This is a genomic window from Acetobacter sp. DmW_125128 (genome assembly GCF_008704325.1).
Classification (GTDB): domain Bacteria; phylum Pseudomonadota; class Alphaproteobacteria; order Acetobacterales; family Acetobacteraceae; genus Acetobacter; species Acetobacter oryzifermentans.
Genome location: NZ_VHOP01000001.1, coordinates 85,747 through 105,600, shown reverse-complemented (window position 1 = coordinate 105,600; position 19,854 = coordinate 85,747). Strand labels below are relative to the sequence as shown.

Genomic DNA, 19,854 nt, shown 5'->3' with positions numbered 1-19,854 from the left:
CAGGATCAGGGTGCGTTCAGGCCCAGCATCAGCCGGATGTTCTGTAACGCGGCACCAGATGCCCCTTTGCCCAGATTATCCAAACGGGCCGTAAGCAACGCCTGCCGGTTTTGGGTATTGGCATGCACGCGCAGTTCCATTCTGTCGCTTCCAGCAAGGGCTTCGGCAGAAAGTTTTGGCTCTGCGGCCAGCACACGCACATGGTCTTGCCTTGTGTAATGTTTTTCCAGAATGTTGTGCAGGTCTTCCCCGCTCACGTTTCCGTTCAGATCATCCAGATGCAGCGGAATGGAAACAATCATGCCGCGTGCAAAGTGCCCAACAGATGGCACAAAAACCGGCCTGCGCTTAAGCCCCGCGTGCTGGTGAATTTCGGGTACATGCTTATGCTCAAGCTTCAGGCCATACAGTTCAAATGCTGGGCCGCCATCGCGCTCATGTGCTTCAATCATGCTGCGGCCCCCGCCAGAGTATCCGCTAATGGCGTTAATGCACACGGGGTAACGTGCGTCCATAACGCCAGCATCAAGCAATGGGCGCAGCAGGGCAATGGCCCCTGTGGGGTAACAACCGGGGTTGGCAACGCGGGGGGCAATGGCAATGGCTTCAGCCTGTCCGACTTCTAGTTCGGGAAAACCATAAACCCAGCCGGGTGCTGTGCGGAAAGCTGTGCTGGCATCCAGAATGCGCGGCGCCGCATCGCCTAACTCGGCAGCCATTTCAACAGCCTCGCGCGATGCATCATCGGGCAGGCACAGCACAACCAGATCTGCGGCCTGCATGGCTTCCTTACGGGCGGCCGGGTCTTTCCGCTGTGCGTGATCTATGGAATGGAGTGTGACAGGCAAAGGGGCAAGGCGTTCGCGAATTTCAAGCCCTGTTGTGCCGGCTTCACCATCAATAAAGATTACGGGTTTCTGTGTCATGCCTTACCTCATTCTGGTTCTGGCGGCAGATTAGGCTTTCTGGCTGCTGCCGCATAGACGGCGCGGCTGTTTATGGCAAAATGCTATCATATCTTTTGCACCGGGCTGCGGTGTATGTATGCAAACCAAAGGCAGAAACAAGCATGGTCATTTCACCTACGCCAAGGCAACCGGCAAAAACTGCAAAACAGGGCAGCAGCCAACAGGCCGCATACGAACTGCAACGTCTGCTCGCCCTTATGGCCCGCTTGCGAGACCCCAAGGAAGGCTGCCCGTGGGATAGAGAGCAAACGCATGAAACCATAGCTCCCTATGCCATTGAAGAGGCGTATGAAGTGCTGGATGCCATACAAAAACAGGATTGGAATGCGTTTCCTGATGAACTGGGAGATCTGCTGTTACAGGTGGTGTATCAGGCCCAGCTTGCACAGGAAGAAGGGCAGTTTGATTTTGCAACCGTAGCACGCATGATTACGGAAAAGATGATCCGCCGCCACCCGCATGTGGTGTTTGGTGCCGATGTGCTGGAAGATCAAACCGTAACTGATTCTCCTAAGCCAAAACAGGATATTCCCGGCCAGTGGGAAATGCTAAAAGAGCAGGAACGCCGCCGCAATGCCGGGCAGAAGAATGGCAGAGGGGCAGCAGTGCCAGGAGCCTTGGCCGGTGTGCCGCCAGCATTGCCTGCATTATTGCGCGCTTCCAAATTGGCTGCGCGGGCCGCCCGTGTGGGGTTTGATTGGCCAGATATTTCTGGCGTAGTGGCCAAGGTTCATGAGGAAATTGAAGAGTTTTCTGTTGAACTGAAAGCTGGCAACCGTGAACGCATGCAGGATGAGCTTGGCGATGTTTTGTTTTCTATTGCCAGTTTGGCACGGCGGCTAAAGCTGGACCCGGAAGCCTGCTTGCGCCAAGCGTGTGACAAATTCACCCGTAGGTTTGAAGGGGTAGAGGCTGTTCTGGCAGAGCAGGGGCTTTCTATGTCTGACCAAAGCGTAGAAGTGCTTGATGATATTTGGGAAAGTGTCAAAAAATTAGAAGCAGAAAACAAAAAATAATGCCTGCCGCGGGTGGGCTTGGCATATCCCTCATGTGGGGCAGCCTGTTACGGCATGCCCCGTGCATTATAGAGTATTAGTCTGTCAGGCTTTGGCCTTTTTTTGTGAGGTCACTGCACAGCTTTACGCGCTTGGAAAGGTCAAGCGTGGCAATATCAAAGGGTTTGGAAGTGCTGTTTTGCAGTAGCCCTTGCCCGCCCAAAGAGTAACCTTGATCGTTTCGTACATCAGGCCGTTTGGAAAGATTGCGTGCAACGCTGCGTGGTGTGGTGCCAGAGGCATAATTTTTATGCACGCAATAGGAAAGCAGTCCCGCCACATTTCCGGTGCTTGCGTTTTCTATTGATGGCAGGCCGCCTTCTCCCAAAACGCCGGGAGTGGAGGTGGTAGAGGTGCCCGAGACATTGCCCACAACCTGCGCACCATTAGTAGGGGCAGAAGCCGGATGAGCTGGATCTGTTACCGGAAGGGAACCGGCAGGAGTGGCAGGAAATGTGGTGCCTGCTGGAAGATGAGAAGGCATGTCCTGTGCTTGTGTCATGCTTGCGGCGCTTAGCCCCAGAATACAGCTTGCAGCCATTATTGTTTTTTTAGTGGAGAACATTTAGATAGCCCTTTCAAAATTTTCCATACAACAGGTCTTATTCAAAAAGTGCCGCTATCTTTTTGTAATAAAAGCTCAATAGCGGGTTCTGCCTACTAGAATGCACCAGAGTGCGAAAAGTTCTTTTTGAGTGTCATCCACCAGATATTTCCGTGGCGTTGCTGTCATGATGTTTTTGAAAAGTTTGTGCTGTAAAAAGGAAAGGCCCGGCAGAACCGGGCCTTTCTGAAACATATAAATATTTTGTGAAGCCGGGCCTCAGGCTTTTGGGGCCTCAGGCTTTGCATCCTGTGCCAGATATTCCATCAGACGGCGAGAAAAGGCATTTACATCCTTGGGTGTCTCACCATTCTGGATACTGGCAACATCCAGCAGGATATGGGCCAGAGTATCTACTTTTTCCCCCGCTTTTACCTTTTGCGCCAGCGTGTGCACGATAGGATGAGCCGGGTTGAGTTCCAGAATGGGTGCAGCTTCTGGCATGCTCTGCCCACTGCGTTGCATGAGCTTGCGTAATTGTAGATCAGGCCCACCTTCTGGCGCACTCAACACCATTGCGCTGGAAACCAGACGGTCTGTGGCACATACGTCTGAAACATCTTGCCCTAGTGCGTCCTTCAGAGCTGGAATCAGAGTTTCCATATCTGCTTTTTCGGCTGCTGTTTCTTCTGGCGCGCCAAATTTTTCCAGATCAGTCATACCCTGTGCCACGTTGCGCAGGGTTTTGCCCTCATACGTGCCCAGACGATCCGGCCAGAAGGAATCCACTGGGTCAGACAACAGTAGCACTTCCACACCGCGCGCCTTGAAGCCTTCAATCTGAGGAGATGCTGCCAGCACTTCTGCGCTGTCACCCGTTACGTAGTAGATGGCATCCTGTTCTGGCTTCATGCGGCTGACATACTCATCCAGAGATGTCAGACCATCCACGGCGCTGGAACGGAAGCGGCTGAGTGCGGCAACTTCTGTACGGTGTGTGGGGTCATCCCACATGCCTTCTTTCAGAACTGGGCCAAAGTTTTCCCAAAATGCAGCGTAGCTTTCGGCATCTTTGGCGCGGGTTTTGAGTTCACCCATCACCTTGCTTGTAACAGCCTTGCGGATACGGGCCAGAACAGGTGTGGCCTGCAACATTTCGCGTGAGACGTTAAGCGGCAGATCTTCCGTATCTACAACACCCTGCACAAAGCGCAGCCATGGCGGCAGAATTTCGGCTTCATCGGTAATAAACATGCGGCGCACATGCAGGCGCAGCTTGCTTTCACGCGTTTGTTCCGCAAACTCAAAAGGCCGCATGGAAGGGATAAACAGCAGGGCTGCAAATTCAATGGTGCCTTCTGCGCGCCAATGCAACGTATCCCATGGTTTATCAAAATTATGGGTGAGATGGCGGTAGAATTCTTCTAGCTGTTCTTCTGTAATTTCACTTTTGGGTTTTAGCCAAAGGGCCTTGCCTTCGTTGGCTGTTTCTTCTTTGCCATCATGCAGAATGGTAACAGGCCATGCAATATTGTCCGACCATTTGCGGATAACAGTTTGCAGACGGGTAGGATCCAGAAACTCTTCAGCGTCAGACTTGATGTGCAGGGTAATATCTGTACCCGGCTTGTCCCGCGTGGCGGGTTCCAGTGTGTAAGATCCACGCCCATCAGAAGTCCAGCGCCATGCTTCATCAGATCCGGCACGGCGAGAAACCACATCCACTTTATCCGCCACCATAAAGGCCGCATAAAAGCCTACGCCAAACTGACCAATCAGGCTGGGGCGATCTTCCGGTTTTGCGTTTTCAAGCTGCTGGCCAAAAGCACGGGTGCCAGAGCGGGCAATGGTGCCAAGGTTGTTAATCAATTCTTCCTTGGTCATGCCCGAACCATCATCGGTAATGGTTAACAGGCGCGCATCTTTGTCAGGGTTAATGTGAATTTTGGCATCTTCTGGCAGGGCGCGGGCACCATCTGTCAGGGCTTCAAAGCGCCTGCGGTCTGTGGCGTCTGCCGCGTTGGCCACCAGTTCGCGCAGGAAAATTTCTCTTTCAGAATAGAGAGAGTGGACAACCAGATCCAGCATCCGCCCAACTTCTGCACTAAACTCCCGCGTTTCGGCATTGGGTGTGGTGTTCTGGGTTGTTTCTGTCATGTTTACGTCCTGTAATGCATTGTTTGCTTTTATGTGATTATCAGATGTGGTGGTTAAGCCGTATTTTCAATATCCACCCCGTGAGATAATGCGCATGCTTCTTTTCTATAAACCGTGAGATGCGGGAAAGAGCTTCAACAGTTTTTCTGTAACACGCGCCAATGCGTTGGAGAGCGGAGCAAAGCCTGCGTGGCAGATGTGGGTTTCTTCATTCATGTACAGGCTTCTACGCATTTCAATTTGCAGGGCATGCAGGTTTTGCTGCGGTCTGCCGTAATGGCGAGTGATATATCCGCCTGCATAAGGCTGGTTGCGCGTGGTACGAAAGCCTAAATTCTGCAAGGTTTGTTCGGCTGCGCTGATAATATCTGGGTGGCATGTAGTGCCGTGGGCATCGCCCAATACAAAGTCTGGGCAGGCAGTTTCTGGCATATCGGGCATGGAATGTAAGTCTAGCAGCAGGCAGATGCCGTGTTTTGCGCGTGTTTTTTCCAGCATATCGGCCAATGCTGCGTGGTAAGGCATCCAGTAATGGCGGATGCGCAAGGCGGCTTCCATAAAGGGTAGACGGTGCCAGTAAATGGGTTTTCTGTTACCTACGATGCGCGGAATGGAGCCAAAGCCAGCAAGACCACGCTCTGTAGGGCGCACAAAAGCGGGAATGGGGCCGTGAAACATGCGGGTATCCATATCCCACGCGCCACGATTTACATCGCAAAACACACGGGGGAAGGTAGCATGCAGCAAAGCGGGCCCTAGCGCGTGTGCCTGTTCTGCCAAAAGGTGAATATGGCTATCCTCTCCACTACGTAAGACAGAAAGTGGCTGACGGGCATTTTGCACAAAGGTTTCTGGATAAAACTGCCCGGAATGCGGAGATGCCAGCACAATAGGCGCGCCCACGGTACCTTGCACCTCAAACGGAGCAGGGGAGATGGCCCGGCCTGCCTGATCTGGCAAATCTGTCTGTGGTGCGTTTTCCAGCAAACGTGCCAAATGGCGAGGCAGCAGGGAGTGGGCAAGATTTTTCATGTTGCCGCTATTCTAAGGGGTTGCGTTTGCCACGCAAGAAGGATAAAAGGCGGCCCACGGTTACAGATGGGCGCATAGCTCAGCGGTAGAGCACTATCTTGACATGGTAGGGGTCACAGGTTCAATCCCTGTTGCGCCCACCATCTGTTCCCGGCAGTTTTCTGCGGATTTTTCAGAAAATCCATGCAACTCCTCCAATCCAAATTGGTACACAATAAACCGCTTTTGCGCATGTTATTTTACGGTGTGTGGTTACGCATTGGTTATTGGTTTTATGGGCTCGGAATGATGCGCGGGCCATCCCGCCACCACCTGATAATATCTTCCCGATACACTGGCGGCATGAGTTTGGCATATATCGTCACGGTATTGATGCTACTCCAGTCGCCGTCTGATTTCAGTAGCAGAAGATCCTTATGCACGCAGTAGTGCCATGACGCCCATGTGTGCCGCAGATCATGGGGTGTAAACTCCGGCACGAAGGCCCGCTTTGCCTTATTCTGCCCTTTTGGAGTCCATTCCCGAATTCGCCCAGGCAAACCGGCACGTTGGCAAGCTCCTGCCCATCCGTTTTTAATCTGGCCTCCATACTGGCGTCCAGAATCGTGGTAACGTTCCCCCGTTATGATCCCATGCACGGTTTTTTTCTCGGGCCTGAATACATAACCGTCCCGTAACTCTATAGATGATAGCCAGCAGATAACGGCTGGGCATAAATCAACATGTCTCTGCCGACCTTGCTTTTGCCAGACAATGGCACGTGCCCCGTGTAGGTTGACATCTTTCCATTGTAGATCCAGTGCCTCTGATAGACGGCACCCAGTCCCCAGCAAAAAAACGAATAATGGCTGCAAATGTGGTGCGGCATGCTGGACTAGCGCCGTTGCCTGCTCGGGCAACAGAAAACGCTTAATGGTGGTCGGTACGGAGATTGGCGCAAAGGCCGGTCGATCGCACCAGCCTTGTATTGCCCCAAACTCTAGGATTGCCTGTAATGGCGTTCTGACCGCTCGCTTCTTTGTGGATGGGGCTGACTTTTCTGCATCCTTCAATATTTTGGCATATGCGCCTCGAAGCGAGGCATTATTAATGCTGGAAAGTTTGGTATCTCCAAAGTATTCCACGAGCTTATCTACATAACGCCCTGTTGCTGCTGAACGTGGCGCATCTTTCATATATGCCGTGGCTGCATCGGCGAAAGTTATGACAGCGCGGGTTCCATAGAGTTTTTCCTGCCAGAACTCCGCCTCTCTTTTTGTCCGGTATTCTTCTGCGAGGCGGCGGTTTGTTGTGCCCGTACTTTCCAGTATTCGCTTACCCCCGACCGTCCCCCTGATAAAAAAGTTTTTCGCGTGGGAGAACGTGACGAGCTTGAGGGACATTCCATACTCTCGATAAGTCTTTGATAATCATCAGGGGAGAAAACAAACTTTTTCCCCCATCGTCTGTGCGTGGGGCCACCATTATATTCAGGGTGCTTCCGAAGATGCTCCAGAAGCCGAGTGCGACCAATTCTGCCGTTAAGGCGCGTCAGCACATCTTTGGTGGTCATAAGATCCGGCAGCGCTTCACCCATTCCCACCTCCTGTCGGTGGAGCGGGCAGGGGTTGCCATCCTACAAACCATTCATCAGGCATTCCCCCGTATCCGACAGGCGCAGCGACTGACCAACCCATATCAAATCCATCGTTAACGATACCTTCATGCCTAATCACTACGTACCTATCATTCCATCCAGATCTATTGTGAGCATCTGGGAAAATATCGGCTCGTGTTTTGGCCAGAATATCTGTTCTATTCCGTGGAGCCGTCTCAATCGGCCTCCAAGCCGCCGCGTCTGCTGCTGCGAGGGCGAGCGTAATCGCTTTGTGAAACTCTGCGGAAGCCTCTGGACTTTTGTTTTGATATTGGGGGAAAGATATGCCCTCTTTAAATTGGAATGTATTGCTCCACGCGGCTTCAACTGCCGCCTCAATCCGTGGGTCAGTCATTGTGATCCTCCAATGATAGGTAATGGCACAACCTCACCAGAATCAATGGACCGCAAAAGCGCCTCTGCCATTAGCCAATAATGCTCATCTCCGGGTAGGCCGTATTTCGTGTCTCTCAGCACTTCCGACCAAAGAAACCGTCGAACTACAGTCATACGCGGATCATTTTCGTAGTCCTTTCCCATCACCCCACCTCCCGCGCTGCGTCGATGGCTTGGCGGAAATGTTGACCTATGGCGCTCTTGACTTGGTCATACCCTTCAATGGCTTTTGGGTGCCATCCATTATCATCTGCCTCGCCTTCGCAATCTTCAAAGTGAGAGCACAAAGTAACTGCGAGATTATCACCTTTCATTAAAGGCGTTTCTAGTGACATGACGGTTTCGCAGGCTTTATCCACTCTCCGCCCGATCTCCGCCCGCACCCGCTGTTCTGCACGGCGCTCGGCTTCGAGTATGTAATTACGGGCTAAGGTGATGCACTCATCGATATCAATGTGCTGATTAAAGATGGCGCATGCTAACTGATAAATCTGCTCCTCTCTCGTTCTCATCGCGTATCTCCATCTAAAGCATCAGCCACCACAGCCCGAACTGCGTCCTGTAATGATGGGTATGGCCCCCACGGTTCGCGCAAAGATGTAGAGGCGTACCATCCATCTTCTTCTTCGACAAAACTGGGATGGTTCCTGACCTTTTCGATATCATCGAATAATTGGGTATCCGTCCTGCTCATGGCGCGTCTCCTAGGTTGCGAATTGCTTCAGCACATTCCTGCGCTGCACACATACGTTCGTCGGCATAAATTCGCTCATCGTCACTTTCTGCTTCTTCTCGATGAGCGTAGTAAGTATCGCTGACTTCGGTAGTCACCTTCACACACCTCTCCCGTTCCGCCGCCAACATCTCGTTTATCTGCGTGGGGGTAAGGACGGGACCAACGTATCGGTACCATTCTGGCGAGGTATTGAGGGCGCGCACTTGTTCTCCGCCGCCCCACTCTCTGCCATTCCAATGAGTGAGGGCGGTCTGGCCCGCTGCTCTACCCTCCATGACATGCCACCCATCCCGCTCAGGGTACATCGGCACGCCGGGGCGATTTGGGTCGGGCCAGTTTGTGGGGTCGGTCATAGCGCGTCCTCCATCAGATCAATAATGTCGGCAACGGTCATTCCTTTAATTTCGTCACTGTCTTCACACAGGTCTTCTAAAAACTCCTTTGTGATACGCAATCTATCTATGCTTACGTACGCGTCCTTATCGCGACCCGCATCATCTACCAGCATACAAAAATCGTTTGTATCCATTACGCTGTCTCTCCTGCGCGGGTGTTCCATGCGGTGATGGCCTCGCGCTCACTCTGGCAAGTTGGTCCTATTTCTAAACACTCGTCACATACGGCCCGATACCCAACGCATTCCATCGTTGCGGCTCTGCGCAATTTTACGACTGCGATGCAGCATACATCTGTACCTTCTGGGCAGCACTTTAATCCCTCGCTCATGCGTCCGGGCCTTTCAGGGCTTTGCGGGCGAGGTTTTCACGGTCGTACATTTCAGGTGTTGCTCCCAAAATACCAACCTGGTTAATTGCCTCGGATGCCTCGTAATACTCCCGAAACCGCGCAATCTCTGCATCACGCTGGGCGAGGGCGGCTTGGTGGTCTGTGTAAAACACAATCCCATCTGCCAATTTTAACGTGCCCTTGCCGAGATTAGGTGCCCCCGAAAACGACAAAATAAAATCATTATCTGTCGCAATTTTCCACTTGAGGCGTTCAGCATTTACATATGCGATAGGTTTCAGTTCATCGTCTGCAACAGGCGTGCCAATGGCGAGGAGAGCCCGTTCTTTCCCTTTCTTATATGGCTCTAAATCATGGATTTTTCGTTCATCTTCCCTACTCAACGGAAGCCGAATGAAAACGCCTGTGGGTTTCTGGTCGCTCATTCGCCCTCTCCCGGCAGCACTTCGCGGACGTGGATTGTTCTCACCCAATTCCAATGAGGTAATTCCTGACATTCACGCGCCGCCTCGCATTCTGTTTCGCGTGGGCGAGAAGCACCTATTGATCCATCTCCACGGCGATACTCATTAATCCAAAACTCCCGCGCTTCGGGGACTTCCTCGGCATTCATGAGGTCATCTGGCTTTGGCCTCACGATTGAAATAACAGAACCATCAGCTTCAAAACTTCCGGCTAAATCACAACCATCTATGATTGCGACAACGGGGTATTTCTCGCTGCCACCAGCCCGGGTTATTATCCGCACCGGCCTTCCATCCCGCGTGCAGAACGGCCCCTCATGATCTGGCGTGTAGGGGCCGAGAATTTTTAGTTTTTTGGTCATGCTGCGGCTCCTTCTACATCCCGCAGATGGAAGAACAGACGAGCGCAGGCTCGAACATCTACCATTGCATCATGTGCGCCTATCAGTTCTTCATTGAAGAAATGCTTGACGCACTCTTCCAGCTTCGGGGCCTTGGGTTTATTGATCCCTGCGGCAATCATGCGCTCTGTCGGTGGCAGATTTACCAGCGGAGCGGATGCATCCATTGTGCAGAACTTTTCACCTAGCAGGCACCAACCGCGCGGGACACGTGCAAACATAATATCAATGATCTGCACATCGAATTTGATATTGTGCGCGACAAGCAAGTCGGCCTTTTTAGTCAAATCATAGAAGGCAGCGGCAGCCACAGCCTCCCGCACACCGCAACGCTGCGCCATTTCCGTTGTGATGCCATGAACCGTTGCCGCCGCTTCCGGTATCGTCCACCCATCAGGGTGAACGATCAGGTTTAGGCTTGCGCGTTCCGTTCCATCATATTCTGTCAGCAGGGCTGCAAGCTGCACGCAATGCAGCTGCCGGTCGGAATTAAGGGGAGTGTGCCGGTCTGGAAGTCCAGTTGTCTCTGTATCAAAAAAGAGGATCATGCTGGCACTTCTTCTTTCGCGGTGCTGGTGCGAGACAGGGCGGATTGGAGGGCTGCATCAAGGGCATTAGCCGTATCGCTATCGCCGCGTTTGTCAGCCTCCTGAATTGCGTGTGATACCTGCGGCTCGATATCCTGCACCTGCTCCAGTGATTGCATCTGCGCGAGGCGTCCGATCAGATCAGGCGCGGCAATCTGCTGCGGTTCAACGCCGTGTGCAGCAGCGGCAAATTCATCGTCTGCGGCGATTTGGGGGGCATCTACATTGGCGCTGATATCAACTAGACTATCAATGCGTTCAATGGCAGATCGAAGCCTCTCCCCCTCTTTGTCTGTGGACATAGGAAGTCTCTTTGCAAGTCGGCGAATGACTGTTTTCCGAGCCATTTCATCTTCCCACGCCTTCCATGGTCCCCATTCCCATTTCTTGTTAGTATTTCTGATCTTTTCGATTTGTCCCCATGACATGATTTCACGGATTGGGTCAGAACCGTCCTTTAGGCGGGCGACAGCATAAGCTGCGACAATTTTTCCGCCCGTTTTCCCAAGATCGCGCTCATGCTCGATACGCTCCTCATCGCCAAGAACAACGCGAAAATGCTCTCCCTCGAATACGACTTGCGAAGAAATGCTGGCGATATCTCCACTATTGCGCGCCAGTTTCATTAGGCCAGCTACCATGGGCATCCATGACGCTTCGTTGCATGATTTTTTAGAACTCCAGCGTGATACGATTGCACCCTCCCGGCCATCTGGTAAAAGACCATCAGAAGCCGCCTGAATGCAGGCCATAAACAAAGATGCTGGCGAGCAGGTTAGTAGGTCAGGGTTTTTCCGAACAGCCAGCCTCACAACACGTTCGAATTTTTCAAATGTTACATGCGCAGGCAGCACAGATTTAACCTGGGGAATAATGGCCGCAAATTGCTCTGCGAATTCCTGAGGAGAGATTTTCTTTACGGCGGCTCTTGTATTTTGTTTCTGAGGGGCGTTCATCACGCAACTTCCTTCCGCTTAATTTCTGGTGGCTCGTAAGCGCCATGCTCGTTCTTGAATTCGTATTCTCTGACCAGCCATGCTGGTGGTGATGTGGTGAAAAAGCGCACCTTGCCATCAACTTCTGGCTGATATCCGGGCCAGCAGTTATTTCGGAGGCACCATGCAAAAATGCCCTTGGCCTGACGGTTAAGGGTGCGGCCGATTTCCAGAGACATTTCATCCATTTGGAAAAATGACAGCAGAAACGGGGCTGTTTTCTCCTGCACAACAAACCAGAACTCGCGTGGACGGTGGCCAGTAACGGCCTCATATCCATCCAGATACCACGCTGCCTGCTGGTGATATCCGCGATTGTAAATCTCTTTCATAAATGCATCTGGAGATCCGTTCGTGGCGGTCTTGTAGTCAAATATCCGAACAGCATTATTTGGTACGTAGTCGGGGCGCAGTCGGCACCAGATGCCGAACTCCTCATCCCGCCAGACTAATGACTGCTCTGCCTTACCCCCAGAGAACGCACGTGCGCCGAGACTGTCGCGCCAGACAACCGAGTGCATGGCGCGGATATCCTCAACCTCCCTAGATAGGAGTGGAATTCTCCCCTCTGCGTACGCGGCATCCCGCTCTTCCTTTGCCGCCTTTGTACGCCAGTCCGGGTGCTTGATCTCGCATACCTTCTGATCGAACAAATGCGGTTCTAAAACCATCAGGTGCCCTGCGCTCCCGATATCAAAGCAGCGCTTATTTTGTTGCGGCAACTGTTTTGCGGCTATGAATTTGGCAGGGCATGACGAGAGTAGATCACGAGCCCCAGAGCTTGAGAGGCTCATTTCTGGGCATGGATCGGCATGATACTGCTCGTTTGTTAGGTCATATATCCCAGATTTAGAAATAACCATCACGCAGCCTCCAACTCACGAAACGGATGCACACGCCGCACCGCCTCCACCGCATCGCGATGCTGCAATTCTAGGCGCACGTATTCGCGCGTCAGGTTGGAAAGCGCCCGCATTGCGATGTCGCGTTTTTCATGCGGGATATGTTGCAGGAGTAGTGAGTGCACGACTGCTTCGTGCTCATTCCACGCACTCATGCCGCGCACTCCGTAACTTTGCGCATGTCGTCATTATGCGACAGGGCGGCAGACTTAATGCTTTCCTTCCGCTTTTCGCGCAGTTCACGCACAGCACAGACCATATTATCGATAGCTTCTTCTGAGTATTCGATCATCGTGTCTGCAAAATCACGGTCTGAAAACTCATCCCGCTGCATACGCATGATGATCTGGCTATGTTGATCTATTGCTGCTTCATATTCGCGGATTTCACGCGCTACATGCGCCGGCACATCATCAGTATTAAACATGCCATCACGCACGGCGTTTGCGTACGTCTTGTTTGTGTAAGCCATTTTCTACTCCTAGCGTGGAGAAATATTCGGCCAATGCGGCCATGCAACCCGCTGCGGACAGCGGGAAACATTGCGGCATCAGTAGGGATAGGGCGCACCGAACAGGTTGCAGCCGATCATCACGACTAACTCGATCAGGTATTCAGCTATTTTGTGTCCGGGTTCTGTGAGGATAATGAGTGCAAACAGGCCGTAGAAAAACACAGCCAGACACACCAACTGCCCCAGCGCCGTAAACTGCAACCAGTCATATACATCCCGCGCACCGCTTCCGATGCGTTCGGGGATGCCGTCTTTGTGGATTGTTCCGGACATTATGCAGCCTCCTGTTCGACGTCCTGCCAAGAGGTTGCGCGCAACCGGATAAACTCAATGAGTAGCGCGTATTCTTTTCCAATTTGTGTATCGCCATGCCGCTTCTTTACGGCACTCTCAAATTCATCAAGCGTTCCGTCAAAACACACATGATCTGTATAAATCCCGCCATCCTTGGTGCGAAAATAGGTGAGAGTGCCGTTCTCGGAACCAACATTCGAGAACCAGCCAACATGAATACTCAAGGACACCCAAGCATCGCCGAACACCCGAGCATCGCCGTACACCCAAGCATTGCCGGACTGCTCTAGGTTGGTTTCTGTTTCGATAAAGCCGCCCAGATCACCTGCGGCCACGCCAATAGATGCGATGGCTACCAGCGCACGAATGCGGTGCAGCGTTCTGCCATCCCATGACGTTGTTGTTTCGTCTGTGAGTTCGTATTTCTTGGGAGCCGTCTGCTCGACTGTATCGGTCATTGCCCATCGCCTGTTCGGTTGTGATGGGTTATTATGTCGCTTATACCGACATGGCTTGTCAACAATAAATGTCGCAAATTACGACATAACCAGACAAAAAATATCCCGCCCAGTTACGAGCGGGATAAAAATGGGCCTGATTACCGTTGGGGAGCATAAGCCATCATGCGTTCTACACCAAACCACCTAGCCACAGAGAGGAGCGAGAAAGCCTGCCTAGTAATGTCGATCACGTAGTAAGAAATGCGTTTCATCTGACCTTACCCTCTTATTGGATAAGGGGAGGTTGGCAGGTGAGTGTGCCCGTGCTTGGGCGAGAAAAGGGCAGGGATTGGGCAGCTCAATATCGGTTAATGGGGTAGATTTTCCTCAACATCACGAGCCGAGATATTTAGTTTGTGAGCTATTTCATTAACTAACTGACTGCGCCTCTCTTTGGCCCAGATATCTTTGAAATCTATTATAGTTACCGCAAAAGGTGCATCAGCCCCAATTTTATTTCTCCAGACAAGCCCAAAACTGTCTTGATGAGAGACTGCTCTTTCTGGGTGCCCAACGGATAAATAGAGAACATCGGCAAATGGGTCGTATGATGTTTCAATTTTATTTGTCATCACCCCCTCCATCATCTTGTTCCCAGAGCATTTTTCCCGCGATAGGATCACTGGAATAAAAAGCCGTCTGCACGAAATTCCCGTCAGGCAACCCTGTTTTCACGGCAACACGAACGGGATGGTTTGTATCAGCCATAACGCGGCAGCCGACAAAAAGTAAGCCATTCTTTTTTGTTACATCTTGATGAACTGCCTTTGGATTTTGCACTGTATCGTAAACATCAGGGAAATCCACTTCGGAGTGTCTATCTTGAATATGCTCCCAAGTGGCTGTTCCCATAAATACAGATCCCTCTATATCTGGGTAGCCACAGGGAATTCGCATGAGATATCGTTTTTGGTCGGCCAAAACGTATCCTCACTCTTTATCCAAATCTAAAGTTGGGATTTCACCAAAATTTTTCTCATAATCTGACACAGCTTTAGATAATGCCTTCGCAAGTGATTTGGCTGCATTTGGGCTTAAATAAGCGAGGGATATAGGTTGCATTTGGGCATCAGGGCCAACTTCAGCATTATCCGTTCGAAGCATGGGGCGTGGACGAGCAAATAAGACCGTGAAGTCAAATGCCACAATCCCAACATACGATACGGAAGCATGGAAAGTATTTACAGTGGGAGGAAGTGGGGCGACCGGAATTTCTTCTTTCTTTTGTTCACTCATTTTTTGTCCTTTCAACATGATATTGCCGCCTTGCCGTTCCTGTTTCGTTCTGACATACTGCCCGAATGGCACGGGTAGGCAGAATCACTGGCGAGGGGTTAGGCGGCATCGGTATCGATGGCAGCCTGTATCAGGGCAAGCGCCATCCGCCTTTGCTTCTCGTTCATGTCTCGCCAGAGCCCGACCCAAGCAGCCTCCTCGGCATTATCGAGGGTTTGCGCAGGCGCGTGCGAAGAAGGAACGCCTCGATAAAGGTAGTCCATGCTAACCTGATAAAAATCAGCTAGAGCGCAAAATGTCTGAAATCCCGGCGCTTTCCCATTCTCAATTTCAGTCAGATGATTGCGGCTTATGCCAATGGCCTCTGCGGCAGCTGCCTGCACTAGCCCTTTTGCTCGCCGCATCGCCCTAAGGCGCTCGCCCATCGTTTTTGCGTGACTCATTAAAGCACCTTGGCACGTTATAAAAAATTATGAGTCGTCATGTGCGACGTTTTTTATTGACCAGAAATGTCGGTATGTGCGACATTATGCGCATGGAACCTAAAGAACTTTTCAAGAGAGCTGGCGGGTGCTCTGTGGTTGCCACGAAGCTCGGTTTACGCTCCCACTCAACTGTCCTTGGGTGGAAAAAAATACCTCCTCACCATTGTCCAGCTATTGAACGCGAATTTAGCATCCCCCGCGAAGAACTGCGGCCGGACCTGTTCAAGCGCGTCTCCACACAGGAGGCAGCCCAATGACTGCCGAGATCATTCCTTTCAAGATTGAGCGGCAGGCTGATGGTGAACTGCGCATCAGCGATGCTGAACTTGCCATGCGGCTGGGCTATACAGACCTTCGCGTGTTTCGTCGCCTTATCAAGAAACATAAGGAAAACCTAGAACAGCTTGGCGATGTGTTTTCAAAACGCACCGTTCCCTCTGGCGGCGGCAAAACCACAACAGCCTATCTTCTGGCGGAGCATCAAGCTCTGTTCATGGTCAGTCGCTCGGATATGCCTGTAGCAACGCAAATCATGATCGGCGTCTCGCGCGCCTTTGTCGAAATGCGCCGTGCTCATAGCCAGCAACCCATCACCAAAGACCTGCTTCGCCTGAACATCCTCTCGCCAGAAGTGCGGGTGTGGGAGAAGCGGTTTGAAAAGCCGTTTTTCGACAATCTGCACCGTGTCATGCATCTCAAAAAGCCCGGTCGGAATAATCATCCCAACTGCGGGCATTTTATCAATCGCTACGTTTACGAGTTCCTGTTTGGCAATCTCGGTCTTGAGGTTATCCGTGAGGCTAACCCGAATGCTCTGCGCACCAACAGCGTTGGCGAAAACGAATATCGCAGGGCCTACCGACATCACCAGATGCTCAAGGGCGAGCATATTCCAGCGTTCAAGCAGCATATTCGTACGCTGAATACTCTGCTTGGCGTTTCCACAAGCATTGGTCATTTCGATGACATCTTCAATGCAACATTCCCGAAACATCATACGCAGATTGGCTTCATGTTTAACGAATTACAGAAGCGCACCCCAGCACAGGAGGCGGGGCGATGAGCAGTTTTATCGGTTCATATCTAGCGCAAGCCATTCCCTGTGCTGGGGCTGCCTATAGAGAGGCGCAGCGCAATGCCGCATTTGGTCTAATAGGTATCCGCGCTGCCACGCTGGATTATGATGAAATGCCGGAACCTACCCGTGAGGCGGTAGCTCTTTGCCTTCGATCATATCAAGGACGCGCGTCATATTATCGTCTGAAAGAGCGCATTGCCGCCATTCTTGCCTTAGCCTTTCCTCTGCCAGCTTTGGTGCAGGAGTTGGTAATCCTTCGAGCAAGTCAGAAACTTTACGTGCGTATGACACAAGGTAAGAAATCTGGCGCTCAAGATCATTCCGCGAAAAATCGCTCATATCGAATCTCCATGGTGGTTGTGGCGATTGCCATGGTGATGGGGCTTCGGGTGCTGGTCAATCAGCGCTCGAAGCATGGCGGTACGGCATGAAGAGATCAGCAACACACGATGAAGCTCTGCGCTTGATAGACCTCAATGCGTTCCACAGGGCGCTCATTCGTAAGGCTTGTAATGTGAGTGATAGGGCCATTTCAGCATGGAAAGATGCCGAGCGGATTCCTAGTCCTTTCACAAAGTCTGTCGGACGCATCCTTGGTGTGGAGATTGTCTGATGGCGGGCAGCGTTAACAAGGTTATTCTGGTCGGCAATCTGGGCAAAGACCCAGATGTTCGTACCAGCCAGAGCGGTGCAAAGATTGTTTCCTTCTCTCTAGCCACTAGCGACACATGGAACGACCGCGCATCTGGTGAACGGCGTGAACGCACAGAATGGCATCGCGTAGTCATTTTTAATGAACGGCTGGCAGATGTGGCTGAACGTTTCCTGCGCAAAGGCCGCAAGGTTTATCTGGAAGGCTCCCTGCAAACCAGAAAATGGACAGGGCAGGACGGTAAGGAAAACTACACCACCGAAATCGTGCTTGCCGCTTATCGTGGCGAACTGGTGCTGCTGGATAGCCGCGACAGTGGCGATGCTCCACGCCAGCAGCAGGGCCGCAGCCAGAGCAACCAGAAGTCCGGCAGTTGGGATAGCCAGAAAAGCAATTCCCAACTGGACGATGACATCCCGTTCTGAGATCACCCAATGCAAGACGCATCAATCCCCAAACTTCTAGCTACATCCTGTAGCAAAAGTACGCGCTGCCCAACGGTAGCGTGGGGATTGAGCTGCGCCCAGATTATCGCACTGCGTACAATAGAGTTCCTGATGAATGGTATTCCATCTGGTGGCTCTGGATACGTGTCGCATTTGCGGGCTGGGGTATATTCCCAATACCCCGCCTGCCATTCCTTGAACTCCTTCTTCATCGTTTCTCCGATCTCCCGTTCTCACAAAACGGAGAATGGAGGAAAACGATGTGGAATGATCGGGCATTTAAGGGCCGAAATCGGTCCATTTTGGGCCGGGGCAAGTCTGTGATGAGCAGCGCATCGAGCCCGGTGAAAGAAACACTTCTTGCGATGATAGCGAGGGAATTCAAACCCTACCGCTTCGCGCAGGAAATGCTGGCACGTGCAGCGAACAAAACGCCACGCGCCGCTAAGAACTGGCTGTCAGGAACCAATGCGCCCGATGCTGAGGCGCTTATTGAGCTGATGGCCTCCTGTGACTCTATCGCTGACGAAGTGAATGCACTCGTTCAGCAGCGCCGCAAAGAGCGCGAAGGAGAGAAATGCCGTGGATTAAACTCAGGCTCTGCCGTTTCGCATGGTTCCGAACACACAGCGGACCACCTCCATCCGTCCACGTAACATGGGTTCATGTGTCTTGGTTTGATTGGGACACATGGGCGGACAAAATGGACCGCGCGTTGAAGGCGGCGAGGGAAGAGTTAAAGAAATGACCCCATTCCCAGTATCCGAAATCCGTAGCCGTTTAGCCGATGCGGTTGAACTGGCCGGTGGCCAAAGCGCGTGGTCACGTAAAACTGGTGTTTCCCGCTCAGTTGTTTCGGAAGTCCTGTCGCACAAACGCGACATACCAGAAAGCATTATCAACGCCCTTGGCTACATTGTTATGCCGATGTGTGTTCCTGCAAAAAGAGGAATGAACCGATGAACACAACAGAAATGGCAGGCCACAACAGCAATGACCCGGCAGTTGGTGGCATTGCCGCAGATCGGCTGCGCTCCATAATTGAACGCGTTGAGCGCATGGAAGAAGAGCGCAAGGCTTTGGCCGGAGACATTAAGGATATCTTTACAGAAGCAAAGTCCGCAGGCTTCAACGTGAAAGTTATCCGCCAGATAATCCGCCTTCGCAAGCAAGAGCCTGCGGATGTGGAGGAAGAAGAAACGCTGCTTGATATCTATCGCCGTGCATTAGGGATGTGATTATGAGGGCGTTTTCATTCGATCATCTTGCTGCCTTAGCCCCGCTAAATCGCACAGCCGCAGTGGTAGTGGGGCGAGGGACTGGGTGGGCTCCTGCAAAAAAGGTCATACATGATCATGATGCTTGGCAAGAAAACCCCCTTCCGGTCATCACGCCAGAGGGGGAGACTGCCCAAGCCATTGCCAAGGGGTTAATAGGCACCCGGCATGGGTATCTCACCGTTATTGGGTATGGTGGCAAACGGTCAAAATCCAAGTCTGCAAAAGCTGTATGGGTGGTTAGGTGCGACTGTGGCATGTACGGGCATCACAAGATGCGTGCCCTCAGTAACCCAGATAAATCGCGCATGATGTGCCCGAATTGTGACTACCTGCATGAGCTGAAGGCGGGGAATGTCCCATGAAACACGAAGAAGATAGGCTTCACACATTCATCTGGAAGGCCCTGCAGTTCATGCTGCCTGATGATGCCGTGGCGTGGAGCAATGAAAACCGCCAGTGTGGCCCGCGTGAAGGTTTTCGGCGCAAGCAGCGCGGCTGTGTGCCCGGTGTTCCAGATATGGTTGTGAACTGGAAGGGCAGGCCGCTCTATATCGAGATCAAGACACCCAAAGGCACGGTTTCGAAAGTGCAGCGGGATATGCACAAGCGCCTGAAAGCAGCCGGTGCAGCCGTGGCCATATGCCGGTCGCTAGAGGATGTTGTGTATTTTCTGGAAACACATGACGTGCCGCTGAAAGGGGCGGTGATGGCATGAGGAAATTTCCTGCATCCACAAGCATCTTTTCACC

At 52.0% G+C, this 19,854-nt stretch carries 34 protein-coding genes and 1 tRNA gene; 11 read left to right on the top strand and 24 right to left on the bottom strand.

What is annotated here, in order from left to right:
• Positions 1 to 5: 5 nt before the first annotated feature.
• The gene (gene argC / locus FKW19_RS00645) at positions 6 to 926 is read right to left on the bottom strand and encodes an N-acetyl-gamma-glutamyl-phosphate reductase (RefSeq protein ID WP_089178473.1); all 921 of its coding nucleotides are present in this window, start codon (positions 924 to 926) and stop codon (positions 6 to 8) included.
• Positions 927 to 1,069: 143 nt separating this feature from the next.
• On the opposite strand from argC, the gene mazG reads away from it, so the two are divergent.
• Positions 1,070 to 1,984 (top strand): nucleoside triphosphate pyrophosphohydrolase, encoded by a 915-nt coding sequence (gene mazG / locus FKW19_RS00640; RefSeq protein ID WP_089179869.1) that lies wholly within the window; start codon positions 1,070 to 1,072, stop codon positions 1,982 to 1,984.
• Positions 1,985 to 2,060: 76 nt separating this feature from the next.
• Here the strand turns inward: mazG and FKW19_RS00635 are convergent, their stop codons facing one another.
• From FKW19_RS00635 to FKW19_RS00625, 3 genes are all read right to left on the bottom strand, one after another.
• Positions 2,061 to 2,588 (bottom strand): DUF2501 domain-containing protein, encoded by a 528-nt coding sequence (locus FKW19_RS00635; RefSeq protein WP_089178474.1) that lies wholly within the window; start codon positions 2,586 to 2,588, stop codon positions 2,061 to 2,063.
• A gap of 258 nt (positions 2,589 to 2,846) precedes the next feature.
• Positions 2,847 to 4,724: a molecular chaperone HtpG gene (htpG, locus tag FKW19_RS00630; RefSeq protein WP_089178475.1), complete on the bottom strand. Its 1,878-nt coding sequence runs from the start codon at positions 4,722 to 4,724 to the stop codon at positions 2,847 to 2,849.
• A 105-nt stretch (positions 4,725 to 4,829) separates the two neighbouring features.
• Entirely contained in the window at positions 4,830 to 5,756 is a 927-nt protein-coding gene (locus FKW19_RS00625; protein WP_150395940.1) for an N-formylglutamate amidohydrolase, read from the bottom strand.
• Positions 5,757 to 5,824: 68 nt separating this feature from the next.
• On the opposite strand from FKW19_RS00625, the gene FKW19_RS00620 reads away from it, so the two are divergent.
• Positions 5,825 to 5,899: transfer RNA gene (locus FKW19_RS00620), tRNA-Val, on the top strand.
• A 129-nt stretch (positions 5,900 to 6,028) separates the two neighbouring features.
• Here the strand turns inward: FKW19_RS00620 and xerC are convergent.
• The 19 genes from xerC to FKW19_RS00530 all read right to left on the bottom strand — a co-directional run bounded on the left by xerC (position 6,029) and on the right by FKW19_RS00530 (position 15,607).
• Positions 6,029 to 6,931 carry a tyrosine recombinase XerC gene (gene xerC / locus FKW19_RS00615; RefSeq protein WP_238331239.1) on the bottom strand — a complete coding sequence of 301 codons (903 nt, stop codon included), beginning with the start codon at positions 6,929 to 6,931 and terminating at the stop codon, positions 6,029 to 6,031.
• A 26-nt stretch (positions 6,932 to 6,957) separates the two neighbouring features.
• Positions 6,958 to 7,332, bottom strand: a complete 375-nt coding sequence (locus FKW19_RS15605; protein WP_238331238.1) for a hypothetical protein — start codon at positions 7,330 to 7,332, stop codon at positions 6,958 to 6,960.
• Between the two features lie 599 nt (positions 7,333 to 7,931).
• Positions 7,932 to 8,300, bottom strand: a complete 369-nt coding sequence (locus tag FKW19_RS00610) for a hypothetical protein (protein ID WP_089178480.1) — start codon at positions 8,298 to 8,300, stop codon at positions 7,932 to 7,934.
• Positions 8,297 to 8,482 carry a hypothetical protein gene (locus FKW19_RS00605; protein ID WP_089178481.1) on the bottom strand — a complete coding sequence of 62 codons (186 nt, stop codon included), beginning with the start codon at positions 8,480 to 8,482 and terminating at the stop codon, positions 8,297 to 8,299. Before FKW19_RS00605 ends, FKW19_RS00610 begins: the two co-directional genes overlap by 4 nt.
• On the bottom strand, positions 8,479 to 8,877 hold the full coding sequence (locus FKW19_RS00600) for a hypothetical protein (protein WP_089178482.1): 399 nt from the start codon (positions 8,875 to 8,877) through the stop codon (positions 8,479 to 8,481). Before FKW19_RS00600 ends, FKW19_RS00605 begins: the two co-directional genes overlap by 4 nt.
• Complete coding sequence (locus FKW19_RS00595; RefSeq protein WP_089178483.1) at positions 8,874 to 9,053, bottom strand: hypothetical protein; 180 nt, start codon at positions 9,051 to 9,053, stop codon at positions 8,874 to 8,876. The genes FKW19_RS00600 and FKW19_RS00595 overlap by 4 nt, the downstream gene beginning before the upstream one ends.
• A 193-nt stretch (positions 9,054 to 9,246) precedes the next feature.
• Positions 9,247 to 9,696, bottom strand: a complete 450-nt coding sequence (locus tag FKW19_RS00590; protein ID WP_089178484.1) for a hypothetical protein — start codon at positions 9,694 to 9,696, stop codon at positions 9,247 to 9,249.
• A complete protein-coding gene (locus FKW19_RS00585) occupies positions 9,693 to 10,097 on the bottom strand; it encodes a hypothetical protein (RefSeq protein ID WP_089178485.1) in 405 nt (134 codons plus the stop codon). The genes FKW19_RS00590 and FKW19_RS00585 overlap by 4 nt, the downstream gene beginning before the upstream one ends.
• On the bottom strand, positions 10,094 to 10,684 hold the full coding sequence (locus FKW19_RS00580) for a 3'-5' exonuclease (protein ID WP_089178486.1): 591 nt from the start codon (positions 10,682 to 10,684) through the stop codon (positions 10,094 to 10,096). The genes FKW19_RS00585 and FKW19_RS00580 overlap by 4 nt, the downstream gene beginning before the upstream one ends.
• Positions 10,681 to 11,679, bottom strand: coding sequence for a recombinase RecT (locus tag FKW19_RS00575; RefSeq protein WP_089178487.1), 999 nt, complete (start codon positions 11,677 to 11,679; stop codon positions 10,681 to 10,683). Before FKW19_RS00575 ends, FKW19_RS00580 begins: the two co-directional genes overlap by 4 nt.
• Complete coding sequence (locus FKW19_RS00570; protein WP_166442494.1) at positions 11,679 to 12,512, bottom strand: PD-(D/E)XK nuclease-like domain-containing protein; 834 nt, start codon at positions 12,510 to 12,512, stop codon at positions 11,679 to 11,681. Before FKW19_RS00570 ends, FKW19_RS00575 begins: the two co-directional genes overlap by 1 nt.
• Before the next feature lie 68 nt (positions 12,513 to 12,580).
• Positions 12,581 to 12,775, bottom strand: a complete 195-nt coding sequence (locus FKW19_RS00565; RefSeq protein ID WP_123809119.1) for a hypothetical protein — start codon at positions 12,773 to 12,775, stop codon at positions 12,581 to 12,583.
• Positions 12,772 to 13,092, bottom strand: coding sequence for a hypothetical protein (locus FKW19_RS00560; protein WP_089178489.1), 321 nt, complete (start codon positions 13,090 to 13,092; stop codon positions 12,772 to 12,774). The genes FKW19_RS00565 and FKW19_RS00560 overlap by 4 nt, the downstream gene beginning before the upstream one ends.
• A gap of 78 nt (positions 13,093 to 13,170) precedes the next feature.
• On the bottom strand, positions 13,171 to 13,407 hold the full coding sequence (locus tag FKW19_RS00555; protein ID WP_089178490.1) for a hypothetical protein: 237 nt from the start codon (positions 13,405 to 13,407) through the stop codon (positions 13,171 to 13,173).
• On the bottom strand, positions 13,407 to 13,886 hold the full coding sequence (locus FKW19_RS00550; protein WP_089178491.1) for a hypothetical protein: 480 nt from the start codon (positions 13,884 to 13,886) through the stop codon (positions 13,407 to 13,409). The genes FKW19_RS00555 and FKW19_RS00550 overlap by 1 nt, the downstream gene beginning before the upstream one ends.
• A 350-nt stretch (positions 13,887 to 14,236) precedes the next feature.
• Positions 14,237 to 14,500, bottom strand: a complete 264-nt coding sequence (locus FKW19_RS00545) for a hypothetical protein (RefSeq protein ID WP_089178492.1) — start codon at positions 14,498 to 14,500, stop codon at positions 14,237 to 14,239.
• Positions 14,490 to 14,780: a hypothetical protein gene (locus FKW19_RS00540; RefSeq protein ID WP_123809120.1), complete on the bottom strand. Its 291-nt coding sequence runs from the start codon at positions 14,778 to 14,780 to the stop codon at positions 14,490 to 14,492. The genes FKW19_RS00545 and FKW19_RS00540 overlap by 11 nt, the downstream gene beginning before the upstream one ends.
• A 78-nt stretch (positions 14,781 to 14,858) precedes the next feature.
• A complete protein-coding gene (locus FKW19_RS00535) occupies positions 14,859 to 15,182 on the bottom strand; it encodes a DUF3467 domain-containing protein (RefSeq protein ID WP_089178494.1) in 324 nt (107 codons plus the stop codon).
• Positions 15,183 to 15,262: 80 nt separating this feature from the next.
• On the bottom strand, positions 15,263 to 15,607 hold the full coding sequence (locus FKW19_RS00530) for a helix-turn-helix domain-containing protein (protein ID WP_089178495.1): 345 nt from the start codon (positions 15,605 to 15,607) through the stop codon (positions 15,263 to 15,265).
• 29 nt (positions 15,608 to 15,636) lie between these two features.
• Between FKW19_RS00530 and FKW19_RS16040 the strand changes: the two genes are divergently transcribed.
• The 4 genes from FKW19_RS16040 (at position 15,637) to ssb (ending at position 17,804) form a co-directional block, all read left to right on the top strand.
• Entirely contained in the window at positions 15,637 to 15,906 is a 270-nt protein-coding gene (locus FKW19_RS16040; protein WP_089178496.1) for a YdaS family helix-turn-helix protein, read from the top strand.
• Complete coding sequence (locus tag FKW19_RS15600; RefSeq protein WP_238331237.1) at positions 15,903 to 16,712, top strand: P63C domain-containing protein; 810 nt, start codon at positions 15,903 to 15,905, stop codon at positions 16,710 to 16,712. Before FKW19_RS16040 ends, FKW19_RS15600 begins: the two co-directional genes overlap by 4 nt.
• Positions 16,709 to 17,158, top strand: a complete 450-nt coding sequence (locus FKW19_RS00515; RefSeq protein WP_089178497.1) for a hypothetical protein — start codon at positions 16,709 to 16,711, stop codon at positions 17,156 to 17,158. The genes FKW19_RS15600 and FKW19_RS00515 overlap by 4 nt, the downstream gene beginning before the upstream one ends.
• 181 nt (positions 17,159 to 17,339) lie before the next feature.
• Positions 17,340 to 17,804, top strand: coding sequence for a single-stranded DNA-binding protein (gene ssb / locus FKW19_RS00510; RefSeq protein ID WP_089178499.1), 465 nt, complete (start codon positions 17,340 to 17,342; stop codon positions 17,802 to 17,804).
• A gap of 2 nt (positions 17,805 to 17,806) precedes the next feature.
• On the opposite strand, the gene FKW19_RS00505 is transcribed toward ssb, so the two are convergent.
• Positions 17,807 to 18,037 (bottom strand): hypothetical protein, encoded by a 231-nt coding sequence (locus FKW19_RS00505; protein WP_089178500.1) that lies wholly within the window; start codon positions 18,035 to 18,037, stop codon positions 17,807 to 17,809.
• Positions 18,038 to 18,148: 111 nt separating this feature from the next.
• Here FKW19_RS00505 and FKW19_RS00500 point away from each other — a divergent pair, with 111 nt between their 5' ends.
• Genes FKW19_RS00500 through FKW19_RS00480 form a run of 5 tightly spaced genes read left to right on the top strand, consistent with a single transcriptional unit; the run spans position 18,149 to position 19,820 of the window.
• On the top strand, positions 18,149 to 18,481 hold the full coding sequence (locus tag FKW19_RS00500) for a hypothetical protein (RefSeq protein ID WP_150198623.1): 333 nt from the start codon (positions 18,149 to 18,151) through the stop codon (positions 18,479 to 18,481).
• A 34-nt stretch (positions 18,482 to 18,515) separates the two neighbouring features.
• Positions 18,516 to 18,788, top strand: a complete 273-nt coding sequence (locus tag FKW19_RS00495; RefSeq protein WP_238331236.1) for a helix-turn-helix domain-containing protein — start codon at positions 18,516 to 18,518, stop codon at positions 18,786 to 18,788.
• Positions 18,785 to 19,063: a DUF2312 domain-containing protein gene (locus tag FKW19_RS00490; protein ID WP_238331235.1), complete on the top strand. Its 279-nt coding sequence runs from the start codon at positions 18,785 to 18,787 to the stop codon at positions 19,061 to 19,063. The genes FKW19_RS00495 and FKW19_RS00490 overlap by 4 nt, the downstream gene beginning before the upstream one ends.
• Positions 19,064 to 19,065: 2 nt before the next feature.
• Entirely contained in the window at positions 19,066 to 19,467 is a 402-nt protein-coding gene (locus tag FKW19_RS00485; RefSeq protein WP_089178501.1) for a hypothetical protein, read from the top strand.
• Positions 19,464 to 19,820 carry a VRR-NUC domain-containing protein gene (locus FKW19_RS00480; protein WP_089178502.1) on the top strand — a complete coding sequence of 119 codons (357 nt, stop codon included), beginning with the start codon at positions 19,464 to 19,466 and terminating at the stop codon, positions 19,818 to 19,820. Before FKW19_RS00485 ends, FKW19_RS00480 begins: the two co-directional genes overlap by 4 nt.
• The last annotated feature ends 34 nt before the right edge of the window (positions 19,821 to 19,854 follow it).

What these genes read in the sequence shown, in the direction of transcription:
- FKW19_RS00585 (WP_089178485.1), bottom strand. Translation starts at nt 10,097, where the DNA reads ATGACCAAAAAACTAAAAATTCTCGGCCCCTACACGCCAGATCATGAG.
- FKW19_RS00495 (WP_238331236.1), top strand. Translation starts at nt 18,516, where the DNA reads ATGGGCGGACAAAATGGACCGCGCGTTGAAGGCGGCGAGGGAAGAGTT.
- FKW19_RS00545 (WP_089178492.1), bottom strand. Translation starts at nt 14,500, where the DNA reads ATGACAAATAAAATTGAAACATCATACGACCCATTTGCCGATGTTCTC.
- FKW19_RS00500 (WP_150198623.1), top strand. Translation starts at nt 18,149, where the DNA reads ATGAGCAGCGCATCGAGCCCGGTGAAAGAAACACTTCTTGCGATGATA.
- htpG (WP_089178475.1), bottom strand. Translation starts at nt 4,724, where the DNA reads ATGACAGAAACAACCCAGAACACCACACCCAATGCCGAAACGCGGGAG.
- ssb (WP_089178499.1), top strand. Translation starts at nt 17,340, where the DNA reads ATGGCGGGCAGCGTTAACAAGGTTATTCTGGTCGGCAATCTGGGCAAA.
- FKW19_RS00565 (WP_123809119.1), bottom strand. Translation starts at nt 12,775, where the DNA reads ATGAGTGCGTGGAATGAGCACGAAGCAGTCGTGCACTCACTACTCCTG.
- FKW19_RS00505 (WP_089178500.1), bottom strand. Translation starts at nt 18,037, where the DNA reads ATGAAGAAGGAGTTCAAGGAATGGCAGGCGGGGTATTGGGAATATACC.
- FKW19_RS00590 (WP_089178484.1), bottom strand. Translation starts at nt 9,696, where the DNA reads ATGAGCGACCAGAAACCCACAGGCGTTTTCATTCGGCTTCCGTTGAGT.
- FKW19_RS15600 (WP_238331237.1), top strand. Translation starts at nt 15,903, where the DNA reads ATGACTGCCGAGATCATTCCTTTCAAGATTGAGCGGCAGGCTGATGGT.
- FKW19_RS00625 (WP_150395940.1), bottom strand. Translation starts at nt 5,756, where the DNA reads ATGAAAAATCTTGCCCACTCCCTGCTGCCTCGCCATTTGGCACGTTTG.
- argC (WP_089178473.1), bottom strand. Translation starts at nt 926, where the DNA reads ATGACACAGAAACCCGTAATCTTTATTGATGGTGAAGCCGGCACAACA.
- FKW19_RS16040 (WP_089178496.1), top strand. Translation starts at nt 15,637, where the DNA reads ATGAGTCGTCATGTGCGACGTTTTTTATTGACCAGAAATGTCGGTATG.
- FKW19_RS00485 (WP_089178501.1), top strand. Translation starts at nt 19,066, where the DNA reads ATGAGGGCGTTTTCATTCGATCATCTTGCTGCCTTAGCCCCGCTAAAT.
- FKW19_RS00535 (WP_089178494.1), bottom strand. Translation starts at nt 15,182, where the DNA reads ATGTTGAAAGGACAAAAAATGAGTGAACAAAAGAAAGAAGAAATTCCG.
- FKW19_RS00600 (WP_089178482.1), bottom strand. Translation starts at nt 8,877, where the DNA reads ATGACCGACCCCACAAACTGGCCCGACCCAAATCGCCCCGGCGTGCCG.
- FKW19_RS00540 (WP_123809120.1), bottom strand. Translation starts at nt 14,780, where the DNA reads ATGGGAACAGCCACTTGGGAGCATATTCAAGATAGACACTCCGAAGTG.
- FKW19_RS00595 (WP_089178483.1), bottom strand. Translation starts at nt 9,053, where the DNA reads ATGGATACAAACGATTTTTGTATGCTGGTAGATGATGCGGGTCGCGAT.
- FKW19_RS00575 (WP_089178487.1), bottom strand. Translation starts at nt 11,679, where the DNA reads ATGAACGCCCCTCAGAAACAAAATACAAGAGCCGCCGTAAAGAAAATC.
- FKW19_RS00570 (WP_166442494.1), bottom strand. Translation starts at nt 12,512, where the DNA reads ATGAGCCTCTCAAGCTCTGGGGCTCGTGATCTACTCTCGTCATGCCCT.
- FKW19_RS00490 (WP_238331235.1), top strand. Translation starts at nt 18,785, where the DNA reads ATGAACACAACAGAAATGGCAGGCCACAACAGCAATGACCCGGCAGTT.
- FKW19_RS00635 (WP_089178474.1), bottom strand. Translation starts at nt 2,588, where the DNA reads ATGTTCTCCACTAAAAAAACAATAATGGCTGCAAGCTGTATTCTGGGG.
- FKW19_RS00555 (WP_089178490.1), bottom strand. Translation starts at nt 13,407, where the DNA reads ATGTCCGGAACAATCCACAAAGACGGCATCCCCGAACGCATCGGAAGC.
- FKW19_RS15605 (WP_238331238.1), bottom strand. Translation starts at nt 7,332, where the DNA reads ATGGGTGAAGCGCTGCCGGATCTTATGACCACCAAAGATGTGCTGACG.
- FKW19_RS00550 (WP_089178491.1), bottom strand. Translation starts at nt 13,886, where the DNA reads ATGACCGATACAGTCGAGCAGACGGCTCCCAAGAAATACGAACTCACA.
- FKW19_RS00480 (WP_089178502.1), top strand. Translation starts at nt 19,464, where the DNA reads ATGAAACACGAAGAAGATAGGCTTCACACATTCATCTGGAAGGCCCTG.
- FKW19_RS00560 (WP_089178489.1), bottom strand. Translation starts at nt 13,092, where the DNA reads ATGGCTTACACAAACAAGACGTACGCAAACGCCGTGCGTGATGGCATG.
- FKW19_RS00515 (WP_089178497.1), top strand. Translation starts at nt 16,709, where the DNA reads ATGAGCAGTTTTATCGGTTCATATCTAGCGCAAGCCATTCCCTGTGCT.
- mazG (WP_089179869.1), top strand. Translation starts at nt 1,070, where the DNA reads ATGGTCATTTCACCTACGCCAAGGCAACCGGCAAAAACTGCAAAACAG.
- xerC (WP_238331239.1), bottom strand. Translation starts at nt 6,931, where the DNA reads ATGAAAGATGCGCCACGTTCAGCAGCAACAGGGCGTTATGTAGATAAG.
- FKW19_RS00605 (WP_089178481.1), bottom strand. Translation starts at nt 8,482, where the DNA reads ATGAGCAGGACGGATACCCAATTATTCGATGATATCGAAAAGGTCAGG.
- FKW19_RS00580 (WP_089178486.1), bottom strand. Translation starts at nt 10,684, where the DNA reads ATGATCCTCTTTTTTGATACAGAGACAACTGGACTTCCAGACCGGCAC.
- FKW19_RS00530 (WP_089178495.1), bottom strand. Translation starts at nt 15,607, where the DNA reads ATGAGTCACGCAAAAACGATGGGCGAGCGCCTTAGGGCGATGCGGCGA.
- FKW19_RS00610 (WP_089178480.1), bottom strand. Translation starts at nt 8,300, where the DNA reads ATGAGAACGAGAGAGGAGCAGATTTATCAGTTAGCATGCGCCATCTTT.